This is a genomic window from Paenibacillus sp. ICGEB2008 (assembly GCF_000307675.1).
Taxonomy (GTDB): Bacteria; Bacillota; Bacilli; order Paenibacillales; family Paenibacillaceae; genus Paenibacillus; species Paenibacillus polymyxa.
Genome location: NZ_AMQU01000007.1, coordinates 585027 through 597462 on the forward strand (window position 1 = coordinate 585027; position 12436 = coordinate 597462).

A 12436-nucleotide genomic window follows, 5' to 3' on the forward strand; every position below is an offset into this window, starting at 1 on the left:
AATGTAAGCGTTTTATTAATGGATCTAGGAGGTAAGACATCATGTTTAAACAGTTTAAAAAGGTTGCTAAAACATCTATGTTATTCACTTTAGCTGTCAGTACGACCTTTGCTTTTAGCTCCGGTGCATGGGCCAAGGATGCCAAGGTACAGCCCACCTCATACCGGACGGTTGCGGAGGTGAAGGATTGGGGAGCAGCCATTACGAAGATCATTGTTAACCTGGGTAAGCCGGTACCCAAAGATGCGATAACAAACGATACATTTAAGGTACATGTGGAAAGAAGCGACAATAGGTTGGTAAATTCCTTTATTGAAAAAGGTAACAGGAAGGTCACCAAGGCCTATGTATCGGACAAAAGCGGCAACCCTGTAAAGAAAACCGGAAGCTACGTTGTGCTGGAAATGGAAATCGGTCCGTCCTTAACATTGGGTTCCGCTATTCATTATGATGCAGGTTCCGGGTTTAACGGATGGAATGATAACAAATATACGATCACGCAGCAAAAAGCTATAAGAACCAAATCAGGTACGATTTCCGGATTGAAGATTGATACTTCCTCAGGTGAAATCCGGAAGCTTGTTGATCAGTTTACAACTGGCAAAGCTATATTTGATGGGGTTACTTTAACTTACGCCGACTATGCACCAGCAAAAGACAAAGTGAAGAACCCTTTGGTGATCTGGCTGCATGGTATGGGAGAGGGAGGTACAGATCGGACGATTCCGATTTCAGGGAATAAGGCAGCGAATTTTGCTTCTAAAGATATTCAATCTTATTTTGGCGGGGCTTATGTGCTGGCACCTCAGACCCCAACCTATTGGATGGATGGTTTTACAGGCTTTGGAGACGGAACTTCGAAGTATGAGCAAGCATTGATGTCCTTAATTAAGGAGTACGTGGCCAAGAACAAAGACATTGATACAGATCGAATCTACATTGGCGGAGACTCCAACGGCGGATACATGACTATGCTGCTGATCCGTGATTATAAAGACTATTTTGCAGCAGCTGTGGTGGCGTGTGAAGCTTTGAAGGATAGCCTTATCACCGATGAACAAATTAATGACATGAAGAATCTGCCGATCTGGTTTGTCGCCGCCAAAACCGACACCGTAGTTCCACCCAACGATTACATGATTCCGACCTATAACCGTTTGGTGAATGCGGGAGCAAAGGATGTCCATATGTCGTTGTTTGATAATGTAGTGGATACTTCTGGTTTGTACAAAAAGAGCGACAAAACACCGTATGAATATAATGGTCACTGGTCCTGGATTTACGTATATAACAATGAAGTATCAAAGCTGATTAACGGAAAGAAAACAACGATGATGCAATGGCTGGCCTCCAAAACATTGGACTGAGAGGGCAGGTACAGCTTTGGAAAGCTGCTGAGGATAAGAACATGAGATTCTTGTATACCTCATATACAAGAATCTCATCCCCAGGCTACACAGTGGATAACCCTGTTATTCGAAGCTGTATTTAATTCCCCATTGCTCTCGTATCTGACTCATGATATCCATAACGTCGAGGGAGAGCGGTAGGGTATTCCGGTTACTTTTTCCGGAAATACGGCTCTCTATCTCTTCAATCTCATATTGCAGTGCTTTAGCACTATCTCCTATTTCAATCAGTTCTACAGTTCCGTCCAAATATTGAACAGTAGCGCTGGAGGCCCGAGGGAAATTATCCACGGTGATATATCCTAATTCCCCAGCCACAATGCCCCGCTTGGGCATTTTAGATCTCATCGCCAGAGAGATGACGGCCATTTCCTCTACATTGTTGTTCAGAATGATTCCAGATTGTTCATCGACACCTGTCTCAAAGCGTTTGACAGTCGATAGAATTTCTTGCGGCTGCTCCGAAAGAAAATAACGGCCAAATGATAGGGCATATGTTCCAATATCCAGCAGTGCCCCTCCCGCCAGATCCTTACTGAAAAAGCGGTTATTCACATCGTATTCTTTATGACTGCCGAAAGAGACTTGAATCATTTTCAAACGGCCGATGGCCCCGTCGTCCAGAAGCTGCCGTAGCTTTTTATAAAGTGGCATGTGGTAGATTGTCATCGCTTCAGCCACTACTAATTGTTTTTCTTCGGCAAGACGAGCAATCTCGCGTAACTGTGCGCTGTTTATCGTGATGGACTTTTCGCAGAGGACATGCTTTCCCATCGAAAGGCTGTCTATCACGTATTGGTAATGGTGGCTGTGCGGTGTGGCGATGTAGACTGCATCCAGCTCAGGGTCCTGCAGCATTTCGCTGTGTCCGCCGTAAGCCTTCAAGGCACCGTGTCGGCTGGCAAATTCCTCAGCTTTCTCTAGTGTGCGTGAGGATACTGCATACAGTGTTCCGCCAAGCTCATTTAGGGCGACTGCGAATTCTGCAGCGATCGATCCTGGTCCGATAATACCCCACTTCAAATGATCCATGGTTAAGCCCCCGTTCTTATTTTGGTGTGTCTATTTTTTTGGACATAAATCGGACTCCATGCTCGCTCCCAACGAGCACTCCTGTCACTTCCTCCGTGAACAATGATGTCTCGATTACTCCGCTAATCTTTTTTAGGCTGCTCTGAATCTTCTCGATATCTATCCTTTCCCGAAAATAAACATCCATTAATAAATGCCCGTAATCGCTAATGGTATACCCATCTTTAGTTGGACTGCTGCGGACCATTCCGTTGCCGCCCAGGCTGGTAACCGATTTTTGGACATAAGATAGCGCATCCTCAAGAATCTCAAGTACGACAGGATGACTAAAGGTCAGTTCCTTTACCACCTTGCTCTCATCAACCAGTAATATGTAGTGCTCCGCCATCGTTGCGACCAGTTTTTCCCTGGTATGAATGCCGCCGCCGCTCTTCAGCGCCCGTAGCTGTTCATCGACCTCATCGCAGCCGTCAAAAGCAACGGAAATCTGCTCCACAGACCATAACGGAAGCAGCGGCAGACCATGCTGGATACAAAGGGCGGCTGTAGCACCGGAAGGGGTTATTACCTTAACGCGCCGACCAGATTCTTTAATCTGCCTGATTAAATAGGAGATGGTGCTTCCACCTCCCAGTCCAATGACTGTATCATCTCGGATATAAGTTAGAGCTTCTTTGGCACATTTGTTTTTTATCGTATCCGTGCTCAAAGTAATCATCTCCCCGTATTATTTGATTCTCTGCACATTTGTGCATTATAATAAAATATGTGCAAAATGATCGCCTACAGTATATCGACGGTTTTTTTATCTGTCAAATGCAATATGCGCAAAGGGAGGGCGAGATGATGAATTTGCAGGAAGACCGAAAACTTTTAATTAAGGTTGCCCAAATGTATTATGAGCAGGATATGACGCAGAGCGAAATTTCTAAAGTGCTGGGCATTTACCGGACGACTATCAGCCGGATGTTGAAGCGGGTACGAGAAGAGGGGATTGTGAGTATTACAATTAATTATGGGACAGCCGACCAGCTTCCACTGGAGCAGAAGCTATGCGAATGTTTTGGACTTCAGGAAGCTATTGTTGTTATGACCGATCCAGCTCAGCCAAGCCATCTTAAGCGTAAAGCCATAGGCCGGGCTTGCTCAGATTGGCTACAGCATAAGGTTCAGTCTAAGGATGTTATCGGTTTTTCTTGGGGAAGCAGTCTAGCAAGTGTAGTGGATGAATTCTCCACCGACAACCGCCCTTTTGTAACGTTCATTCCTATGGTCGGCGGGCCCTCAGGAAAACTAGAGAGCCGCTATCATGTGAACACTATTTGTTATCAAGCAGCGGTTAAGTGGAACGCCCGTTCATTAATGATTGATGCACCGGCGATTACAGAGCAGAGGGAGACCAGAGAGCAATTGATAAATTCCCCTTACTTCAAGACAATCTCTGATTATTGGGATAAGTTGGATATTGCGTTATTTGGCATTGGCTCAGCCAAATTGCAGGGGCGTGAGAAGTGGAGAGGATTTTATGGCGATGCATTTATTACAGAATTGGAAGATGGGCGAGCGGCCGGAGATATTTGCTCGCGTTTCTTTGACGAAAGCGGTACTTCGATCATAACAAGTTTGGAAGATAGGACCCTTACCATTTCGCTGGAGCAAATCAAAAAGGCGAAGCTTTCTGTCGGTATAGCAGAATCATTAGAAAAGGTTCCAGGAATCCTGGGTGCATTGAATGGGGGTTACATGAATGTGCTCATCACAACGGAAGAAACAGCATTAAAACTGCTGGAACAAGCTACTGAAAACAAATCCCCATGACATGATATGAACGATTATTTGCGTACACATGATAACATGGGGCTAGTTTCTGATCCATCATCTTAGGTCACAAGTACAACATTGCTCTTTCACTTATTCACTTCAATCAGCCCATCCGGCTTTTCTCGATTAGAGAGTAATTCAGATACAGTGACGAAGGAATAACCTCTTTTCTTGAGCTCAGGGAGAATAATCTTCAAGGCATCAACGGTTTGTGTACTTTGATGTACATAATCGTGCATGAGGACAATATCACCGTTACGGGCATTGCGAAGCACCTTATCAGCGATACGGTGTACACCGGGCTTTCGCCAATCTAGGGTGTCCTGATGCCAGGACCATAAAATAATTTTCAGTCCCTTCTCTTTGGATAGCTTGACCAGTGTATCGTTATAGGAGCCGCCTGGTGGTCTAAATAGATGTGTCCCCGCACCAGTTGCTTGAACGATGCTCGCCTGACCTTGATTCAATTCGGACAAAGCTTTGTTACGGGAAATATATTGAAAGGATGAATGAAGGAAGGTATGGTTGCCAACTTCATGTCCTTCCTCTCGTTCCCGTTTTACAAGGTGTGGCAGCTTTTCTACACGGCTGCCGACGACAAAAAAGGTCGCTTTCGCATCATATTTCTGAAGTAAATCAAGAATGGCAGGAGTATTGCTTTCGTCCGGTCCGTCATCGAATGTGAGAGCGATAAGCTTACGATGGGTAGGAACTTCCCATACAATGTCGCCCCGTTCTTCGTAATAGGCTCTTCCCTTTGTAGGTGCGGGAGAGGCGTATGATGTGTCTTGTGCATTCGTATATGGAATGGGGCAAGGACTAATACTCAGCAAAGAAATAGCGATTCCAGCGCATAGCAAACGGTTATATTTCATCAGGCTTCTTCTCCGTTCTGACGTATTCTCACATTAGCTTGCCAAGAAGAAGCGCATACCATTCCTCATTTTTTAAAATTATCTTCAGCATATTAGCACTCATGAAGAGAAACATAGTATGGAAGGATATAAGCCCCAGAACAGGTCTTAAGGGTAAATATGGTAAATTAATGAGACTAAGTTCAAGAGTGTAGCATAATGTAACAACTTCTGCTTTTGCTCTCTCTGAATTAGTTCAAGACCTCTCATGAGTTAAAACTTGTGAGAGGTCTTGTTGGCGATTTTGTAATAAAAGGATTATTACATCCCTCAAGATTTTAAGTTAAACTTTTCAAGGTAGCTGAATAGCATCTAATATTAGTAACCCGTCTTGCATATTAATATTTTTTTTTTAAGCTGTTCTCTTAATATTTCTAAATGCTTACTGAGCAGCTCTATTTTTCTTTGAAATAATTTATTTGTTTTTCTTATTTTAAAGAGGTAGATCAACGCACATGAACATATAAAAATATGAATAAAGCAGAACCAGTAGATTATGGTTACAGATATAGTCCAGGTCCCTATCAGAATCCTCTCCTTACTTCGATTTTATTAGGTGGGTTGTTTCTGCCAAAATCTCATCCAAACGATGCATTGCTTTGTTTTGTTTAAAAGTGCAAATAATAAAAATAAGAGCAAAAGAGAAGAGCAATAATTCACTTCCTAAAAATAAAAATATAGACATTTCATGAAGAAATAAATTGTCAAACATAAATTTTCCTCCAAATTTTGATAATATTTGACGTATAAATCTATAATATGTTAATCTTCAATAGTATCATACCATATTATAGGAGGAACAACATGAAAAAAGTTGTAGCGTCTGCAATATTGTCCGTCTCTCTTTTACTTTCAATGGCACCCGCTAGTTTTGCAAGTGAGGTTTCTTCAGTTACATTTTCAAATCAAGATTTCGAAAAATTATCTAGTCATTTAAATGATTTGGGTCTTTCGGAAAAAGTGCAACAAAGCCTAATAGAAAAGATTAAGGCAGGAGAACTCCCTGATTCTGACAACCCAGAGAAAAAAGATACTGGTATTACAAGTGAAGTAGAATCATCAGATGGTATGAAAATTCAAAAAACTACGTTTCCTGATGGCTCCGTAATTCAATCAACCATAGATCTTACAAACGCGAAAATAAAGGAAGAACATGTTATAACTCCAAATGATGTTTCAGGGGGATATGCCTCAGGAGGAACTGGTTATAGAACATTTACAAATGTAACAGTGAGAGAAGAAACTTCTTTTGTTAAAGCGAGATTTTTTGCTGATTATACATTAGTTCAAGGTGGCTACAGCTACATTTCGGACGCTTATGATCCTTATATTGATATAATTGGGGGGTACTCAAGTGGAGAGAATTTGGTAGTCGACCAACCTAAACAGACTGATTCAAGACCCGCTCGTGCAACCTTGACATTTACTTGGGTTAAAATAAATGGTTACTTTAGCTCTACATACAAATTATTTCTATATGTTCACAACAGTTCAGCTAGCTCACAATTACAAACATATTAATTTAATAATTTGTTAGTGTTTTACCTAAATATTTTATTTACAAGCGAGATAGATAAAAGGGCTTCCTCCAAGTTAAATAAACTTGGGAAGCCTTTCTAGGAAATGATAAGCGAGTTTAATACAGGAAGCATGCGGAGGAGCAAGAGATTAGTTTTGCACTCGATCTTATACGATGCAGGCTTGGCACTGATCGATTCAGACAAAGCTTGTTTTTGCTCTCTCCATTCCGTCGTGTAAGAACAGGGTGATTATACCTAAATAGATTAAATTTTACATACTATATCTCTTCATTGTATCATTCTTCCAGGCAGGAGGAAGTTAATACGGCCTGCTATTAATAGTAAGTGAGGTAAAGGCTAGCATATAAAAGACGCACATAGCCGAATTTTGCTCAATAACAGTGCTCGCTTGCTTGTTGATAACATCCTGTGCCCATGCTAAGTTGTACATATCCATCCTTGGTTTTAATGTGCAGTGGAGATCAGTCATTGTCCAGTTCTTATTCTGACGAAAAATGGAAGAGGTCGACGGGGCAAGCCGCAAAAGCTGATTTGAGGTCATGGAGCTGCGACTCGTTCCTGAACTTCGAACAGGAGATGAGACGGGATGAAAACAGATGAAAAAGAGCTACGAGCCATTAATCTGACGTTAGAAGCCGGCGAACACATCCGATCCTTTATTAGGTGTACGTATGATTTGCAGCAAAGCTCCGAGAAGATACCGCTTTGTGGAATGCTGGCAGTAACGTCCCAACGAATCATCTTTTATTCCTGCACTATGGGTATTCCTTGGATCAAATTCATTAATTATCACCATATTTCGCTGGCTAAGCTGGAAAAGGAATTGTCGGATACTAAGGAGAGCATCCTGCTGATCAATCAGGGGGTAAATGAGGTGTTCTGCCACCTGCCGAATGAAGAACGTATAGAGCGTTTTATAGCTGTACTAGAGCAGGAAGCAGGCATCTCCTGTGAGAACTAATGATTATAAAAACACAAATAAATAAAACCTCCAACTTCGTAATGTGCCAAGGGTAGGCTCCTTACGGATTTGGAGGTTTTTTTTGTCTTTTAGTTAGACAGATTGCATGGATCGAGCGCTAGCTCAACAGGACTATAACCAACAAATTAAATAGCACCAGCGGCAGAATGACATTGTTGTAGGCATAGGAACGATCAGGGGTCGGGGTTCCTAAGGAGGATGAGTGATACTGCTGAGGCACTCTCAAATACAAATGATCCGCATCAATATGCGCAATCGTTCCTTCATATACCTGATGATCCATCGTTTGTACTCTAACCGTGTGGTTCATGTAGGGACTCAATTGATAATGCAAATGATCGTGGACTTTTTTGAGTTCTTGTTGGAATTCCGGTCTAGCTTGATATAAGGTTTGCGGACTGACGGTGTTGTACGACATTCGCCTCTGACCTCCGTACTCATATAATGATATATCGTATGCAGGAGCCTGTGCCCTTGTGCAAATACCCAAGTAAGACAGGTTTTACAAAGAGTCAAAACATTAACATTTTACTCCAGTTCACTTGATGTTCCCTTTACATCAAAACGATACACTTACTGAGGTTGGTTTGAAAAGAAAGGGGCGTTCCGTTTTGGGTGAACTTAACAAATCTTTGGGACTGGGGACGAGGAGCCAGCAACGGACATCGTCTAAAGCTCGCATACGCACGGGTTCGCTAAAAATTCAAAGACTGCGCGAAAACGCGCTGGCGTATACCTTTTTGGCTCCATCGCTTATTTTGTTTGCTGTATTTATGTTTTATCCGATGATAAAGTCCGTTTATCTCAGCTTGCATTCTACAGATCCCGCAGGAAACGTTGCAGATTATGTGGGGTTAGATAACTTTGCTATGCTGTTCAGCTCAGGTCAGTTTCTACAGGGGATTAAGGTCACGCTGCTTTTTGCACTATTGACGGTACCTGTGGGTATTTTACTGGCGCTGGTACTCGCTGCCCTTACACACAGTAAATTACGTGGAATGCGTATCTTCCAGTTTGCCTTCTCGCTACCGATGGTGTTATCGGTGGGTTCATCTGCGGTCATTTGGAAATTCCTTTTCCATCCTACACTGGGGATGTTCAACTATGTGCTTTCCCTATTACATATCAATCCAGTTCCGTGGTTGACCAGCCCAGATTGGGCGTTGTTCTCCGTAGCCATAATGACCATCTGGATGAATCTTGGCTTCAATTACATTATCTTATCAAGCGGACTTCAAGGGATTCCAGATGACATGTACGAAAGTGCCAAAATGGACGGAGCCGGACCGTTGGTCACGTTCTGGCGTATCTCTATGCCGCTGCTATCACCGACGATCTTTTTTGTGACCGTAGTTTCCATCATTGGTGCCTTCCAGTCTTTCGCTCAAATTAATATCTTGACCAAAGGTGGTCCGGTGAACAGTACGAATGTATTTGTATATTCCATTTATCAGGAAGCTTTCATTAATTTCCGGTTCGGAACAGGGAGTGCGCAGGCCATTGTCTTGTTTGCTGTCATTTTGCTGCTTACGATGATTCAGTTTAAGTGGGTGGAAAGAAAGGTGCATTACCAATGAAACAACACCTGAATTCAACATTATTGTATGTGCTGCTTACGATTGCAGCCGCTCTGATTTTGTACCCAGTTATTTATACATTTTTTATGGCGGTCATGTCACCGGAGGAAGCGAGCGCTTACCCACCAAGCTTTTTCCCGCATTCCTTTCATATGGCCAATTTTTCTGAAGTGTTTGAAATCGTTCCGATTGCAGCCTTTATCGGCAACACCTTTCTCATTTCGGGTCTGACAATGATCGGACAACTGATTACAGCCAGCTTGGCGGCCTATGCCTTTGCCAAAATGGAATTCAAGGGAAAAAACTTCATTTTTAGCATGTTTGTCGCGACGATGATGATCCCTTGGGAAGTTACTATTATTCCCAACTATCTGACGGTACGAAGCTGGAACTGGCTTGATACATATCAAGGGTTGACGGTTCCATTTCTGGCGACGGCGTTCGGAACGTTCCTGTTAAGACAATTTTTTCTCCAGCTTCCCAAGGAACTGTTCGAGGCTGCTCGTATGGATGGGTGCGGACATATCCGATATTTCCTGTTTCATGTGCTTCCGTTATCGCGCCCTGCGCTCGGAACACTGGCTGTGTATTCGTTCCTGAACATGTACAATTCATATCTCTGGCCTTTACTGGTCACAAATAGCGAGAATATGCGTACCGTGCAGATCGGCATATCTATGCTGGAGTTTCAGGAATCGACTTCATGGAATCTGGTGTTTGCGGGTACGGCACTTGTCATTTTACCGTCTCTACTCCTGCTGATCTTTGGATTAAAACAGCTGGTGCGTGGAATGGCAGCGGGTGCGCTTAAAGGCTAATTATAGAAGCAAAAGACAGCAACACCTGCGCAAGCAGCCTATATACAAAGCTTTAACACACAAGAGTACAAACATTTCATTCAAGAATCATTTAATCAAAGGGAGAGAAGAGAGATTATGAGATTTTTTCGTTTGAAAAGTGCTTTGACCCTGCTTATTCTGACTGCTATGGTCGTTGCAGCAGGCTGTAGCAACAATACAGCGGCGGAGAAGCCGAGTAATGGTAATGATACAGGGGCAGCAGCAACTTCACCTGTAAAGCTGACTTGGTGGCATTCAATGTCCGGCAACGGTGAAAAAGCGATCAAGCAGATTGCTGCTGACTTTAACGCTAGTCATAAGGACATTCAGGTAGAGCCAGTATATCAAGGTAAATATGATGACAGCTTGAACAAGCTGAAAGCGTCGCTTGGTTCTAATAGCGGACCAGACATCATTCAAGTATACGAAATCGGCAGTAAATTCATGATCGACTCCAAAATGATCACGCCTGTACAACAATTTATTGATGCGGATAAGTTCGATTTGTCGCAGCTTGAACCGAATATTACACGATACTACACGATTGATGGCAAATTGAACGCCATGCCGTTCAATACGTCAAACCCGATTTTGTATTACAACAAGGATGCTTTCAAAGCCGCAGGACTTGACCCAGCTAATCCTCCGAAAACGTATGATGAATTCGAAAAAGCTGCCAAAGCCTTAAGTAAGGATGGTAAATCTGGTGCATCCATTGCCATTTACGGCTGGTTTATGGAGCAACTGTTTGCCAATCAGAACGCGGACTATGTGAATAATGGCAATGGACGTGAGCAAGCAGCTACGGAATCGTTGCTGAATTCGGATGCCGGTGTAAAAACGCTGACATGGTGGAAGAAAATGATCGATGAAAAGGTCGTATCCAATTTGGGACGTAACTCGGACGATACAGCGAAAGCCTTTTCCGCAGGACAAATTGCGATGACGCTGGATTCTACCGCTTCGCTGCGTAATATTGTGGAGCAGGTTGGCGATAAATTCGAAGTAGGCACAGGGTTTCTGCCAAGAGCCAATGAAGCAAAAGAAGGCGGCGTAGTTGTAGGCGGCGCGAGCTTATGCATCATGAACAACAAACCTGAAGCCCAGCAAAAGGCAGCATGGGAGTTCATTAAATTCGTCGCCTCCCCAGCAGTACAGGCACAATGGAGTGTGAATACTGGGTACTTCCCAATCACGAAAGCGGCCTATGACGAGAAGGTACTCAAAGATAACATGGTAAAATATCCGCAATTCCAGACAGCTGTTGACCAATTGCATGCATCGGCACAATCTACTGCTACACAAGGCGCAGTGATGGGCGTATTCCCAGAAGCGCGTCAGATCGTCGAAGGTGCGATTGAGGCTGTTCTGAGTGGCCAGCAACAGCCAAAACAGGCTCTGGATCAAGCTGCACAAGAAATTACAGGCAAAATCGCGCAATACAATCAAACGGTGAAGAAATAGTCGGCCCTCCCTTAAAATCGGCTGATAATTCGTAGATGTGCCTCCTTATTAGCCGATTTTATGAAATAACGGATCGAATGAGTGACCCCCTCACTTATTCGATCCGTTTTTGCATTTTTATTTTAGAATAATCGTTTAGACGAAGTGTCTAAAATGGTCATTTTTGCACATTTCCTATTGCTGGATAACTGAAAATGGGCTTATAATAAATACATAATTTTTGTACTGGACGGTCAGTTCAAAAAAGGAGGAAGCATGAAACAGCAAACGAAGGAAATTATTTTTAACGGCGCACTCAAGGCTTTTTCCGAACGAGGATTTAATGATACAAATATGGAGGAAATTGCCAAGGTGTGTGGCATAGCCAAAGGAACCCTGTACTACAATTTTAAAAACAAGCAAGAATTGTACATTTACATTTTGAAGATGGGAATGGAACGTTTTGTCCAGGATATCCATGAAGCGATGGCTCAAATTCCTATGGATCAGGTAGAAGTGAGGGTTCGCAAGCTGATCCAAGTACATATTGAGTTCATTGGGAGAGAGCCGGATTTTTGCCGTCTACTGGTCAGTAAGGGATGGGTCTCGCAGGAACAGCATTTTAATATTAGGCAGGTGCTGGCAGACTATTTTGATTTTATGGAGGCAGAGATTGATTCCGGCAAGTTCTATGGAAAAATTTCGAGTAAGCTGGATGCAAAAACGACTGCAAATTGTTTATTCGGCATTTACATTTTTACTCCAATGCGGTCGATGGTATGGGGCGAAACGATGAATCTGCAGGAAGTTCGTGAAAGTACCGAAGTATTTGTATGTAACGCGCTGGGTATGCAACATTAAATAGACAAGTGGAGTGA

At 43.0% G+C, this 12436-nt stretch carries 13 protein-coding genes; 8 read left to right on the plus strand and 5 right to left on the minus strand.

Annotated features, from left to right (window positions below; genetic code table 11):
- Nucleotides 1–41 precede the first annotated feature (41 nt).
- Nucleotides 42–1367, plus strand: a complete 1326-nt coding sequence (locus C400_RS0107290; protein ID WP_017426502.1) for a prolyl oligopeptidase family serine peptidase — start codon at nucleotides 42–44, stop codon at nucleotides 1365–1367.
- Between the two features lie 105 nt (nucleotides 1368–1472).
- Here C400_RS0107290 and C400_RS0107295 read toward each other — a convergent pair whose 3' ends face one another.
- Nucleotides 1473–2441, minus strand: coding sequence for a Gfo/Idh/MocA family protein (locus C400_RS0107295; RefSeq protein ID WP_017426503.1), 969 nt, complete (start codon nucleotides 2439–2441; stop codon nucleotides 1473–1475).
- A gap of 16 nt (nucleotides 2442–2457) precedes the next feature.
- Complete coding sequence (gene rpiA / locus C400_RS0107300) at nucleotides 2458–3150, minus strand: ribose 5-phosphate isomerase A (RefSeq protein WP_017426504.1); 693 nt, start codon at nucleotides 3148–3150, stop codon at nucleotides 2458–2460.
- Nucleotides 3151–3284: 134 nt separating this feature from the next.
- Here rpiA and C400_RS0107305 point away from each other — a divergent pair, with 134 nt between their 5' ends.
- Nucleotides 3285–4259, plus strand: coding sequence for a sugar-binding transcriptional regulator (locus C400_RS0107305; RefSeq protein ID WP_231124959.1), 975 nt, complete (start codon nucleotides 3285–3287; stop codon nucleotides 4257–4259).
- A gap of 89 nt (nucleotides 4260–4348) precedes the next feature.
- On the opposite strand, the gene C400_RS0107310 is transcribed toward C400_RS0107305, so the two are convergent.
- Together C400_RS0107310 and C400_RS27535 are read right to left on the minus strand one after the other, a co-directional pair.
- A complete protein-coding gene (locus tag C400_RS0107310) occupies nucleotides 4349–5137 on the minus strand; it encodes a polysaccharide deacetylase family protein (RefSeq protein ID WP_017426506.1) in 789 nt (262 codons plus the stop codon).
- Between the two features lie 577 nt (nucleotides 5138–5714).
- Entirely contained in the window at nucleotides 5715–5888 is a 174-nt protein-coding gene (locus C400_RS27535) for a hypothetical protein (protein WP_017426507.1), read from the minus strand.
- 92 nt (nucleotides 5889–5980) lie between these two features.
- On the opposite strand from C400_RS27535, the gene C400_RS0107320 reads away from it, so the two are divergent.
- Together C400_RS0107320 and C400_RS0107325 are read left to right on the plus strand one after the other, a co-directional pair.
- The gene (locus C400_RS0107320) at nucleotides 5981–6697 is read left to right on the plus strand and encodes a hypothetical protein (RefSeq protein ID WP_017426508.1); all 717 of its coding nucleotides are present in this window, start codon (nucleotides 5981–5983) and stop codon (nucleotides 6695–6697) included.
- Between the two features lie 606 nt (nucleotides 6698–7303).
- Nucleotides 7304–7678 carry a hypothetical protein gene (locus C400_RS0107325; RefSeq protein WP_016821189.1) on the plus strand — a complete coding sequence of 125 codons (375 nt, stop codon included), beginning with the start codon at nucleotides 7304–7306 and terminating at the stop codon, nucleotides 7676–7678.
- Nucleotides 7679–7796: 118 nt separating this feature from the next.
- On the opposite strand, the gene C400_RS0107330 is transcribed toward C400_RS0107325, so the two are convergent.
- Entirely contained in the window at nucleotides 7797–8117 is a 321-nt protein-coding gene (locus C400_RS0107330) for a hypothetical protein (protein ID WP_016821188.1), read from the minus strand.
- A 193-nt stretch (nucleotides 8118–8310) separates the two neighbouring features.
- Between C400_RS0107330 and C400_RS0107335 the strand changes: the two genes are divergently transcribed.
- The 4 genes from C400_RS0107335 (at nucleotide 8311) to C400_RS0107350 (ending at nucleotide 12419) form a co-directional block, all read left to right on the plus strand.
- Complete coding sequence (locus tag C400_RS0107335) at nucleotides 8311–9276, plus strand: carbohydrate ABC transporter permease (protein WP_017426509.1); 966 nt, start codon at nucleotides 8311–8313, stop codon at nucleotides 9274–9276.
- Nucleotides 9273–10094, plus strand: coding sequence for a carbohydrate ABC transporter permease (locus C400_RS0107340; RefSeq protein ID WP_016821186.1), 822 nt, complete (start codon nucleotides 9273–9275; stop codon nucleotides 10092–10094). The genes C400_RS0107335 and C400_RS0107340 overlap by 4 nt, the downstream gene beginning before the upstream one ends.
- A 117-nt stretch (nucleotides 10095–10211) precedes the next feature.
- On the plus strand, nucleotides 10212–11579 hold the full coding sequence (locus C400_RS0107345; protein WP_017426510.1) for an ABC transporter substrate-binding protein: 1368 nt from the start codon (nucleotides 10212–10214) through the stop codon (nucleotides 11577–11579).
- 255 nt (nucleotides 11580–11834) lie between these two features.
- On the plus strand, nucleotides 11835–12419 hold the full coding sequence (locus C400_RS0107350; RefSeq protein ID WP_016821184.1) for a TetR/AcrR family transcriptional regulator: 585 nt from the start codon (nucleotides 11835–11837) through the stop codon (nucleotides 12417–12419).
- Nucleotides 12420–12436 lie beyond the last annotated feature (17 nt).

Excerpts from the sequence above, each read along its gene's own strand:
- C400_RS27535 (WP_017426507.1), bottom strand. The coding sequence starts at position 5,888 with ATGTTTGACAATTTATTTCTTCATGAAATGTCTATATTTTTATTTTTA.
- C400_RS0107350 (WP_016821184.1), top strand. The coding sequence starts at position 11,835 with ATGAAACAGCAAACGAAGGAAATTATTTTTAACGGCGCACTCAAGGCT.
- C400_RS0107340 (WP_016821186.1), top strand. The coding sequence starts at position 9,273 with ATGAAACAACACCTGAATTCAACATTATTGTATGTGCTGCTTACGATT.
- C400_RS0107320 (WP_017426508.1), top strand. The coding sequence starts at position 5,981 with ATGAAAAAAGTTGTAGCGTCTGCAATATTGTCCGTCTCTCTTTTACTT.
- C400_RS0107295 (WP_017426503.1), bottom strand. The coding sequence starts at position 2,441 with ATGGATCATTTGAAGTGGGGTATTATCGGACCAGGATCGATCGCTGCA.
- C400_RS0107330 (WP_016821188.1), bottom strand. The coding sequence starts at position 8,117 with ATGTCGTACAACACCGTCAGTCCGCAAACCTTATATCAAGCTAGACCG.
- C400_RS0107310 (WP_017426506.1), bottom strand. The coding sequence starts at position 5,137 with ATGAAATATAACCGTTTGCTATGCGCTGGAATCGCTATTTCTTTGCTG.
- C400_RS0107305 (WP_231124959.1), top strand. The coding sequence starts at position 3,285 with ATGATGAATTTGCAGGAAGACCGAAAACTTTTAATTAAGGTTGCCCAA.
- C400_RS0107345 (WP_017426510.1), top strand. The coding sequence starts at position 10,212 with ATGAGATTTTTTCGTTTGAAAAGTGCTTTGACCCTGCTTATTCTGACT.
- C400_RS0107325 (WP_016821189.1), top strand. The coding sequence starts at position 7,304 with ATGAAAACAGATGAAAAAGAGCTACGAGCCATTAATCTGACGTTAGAA.
- C400_RS0107290 (WP_017426502.1), top strand. The coding sequence starts at position 42 with ATGTTTAAACAGTTTAAAAAGGTTGCTAAAACATCTATGTTATTCACT.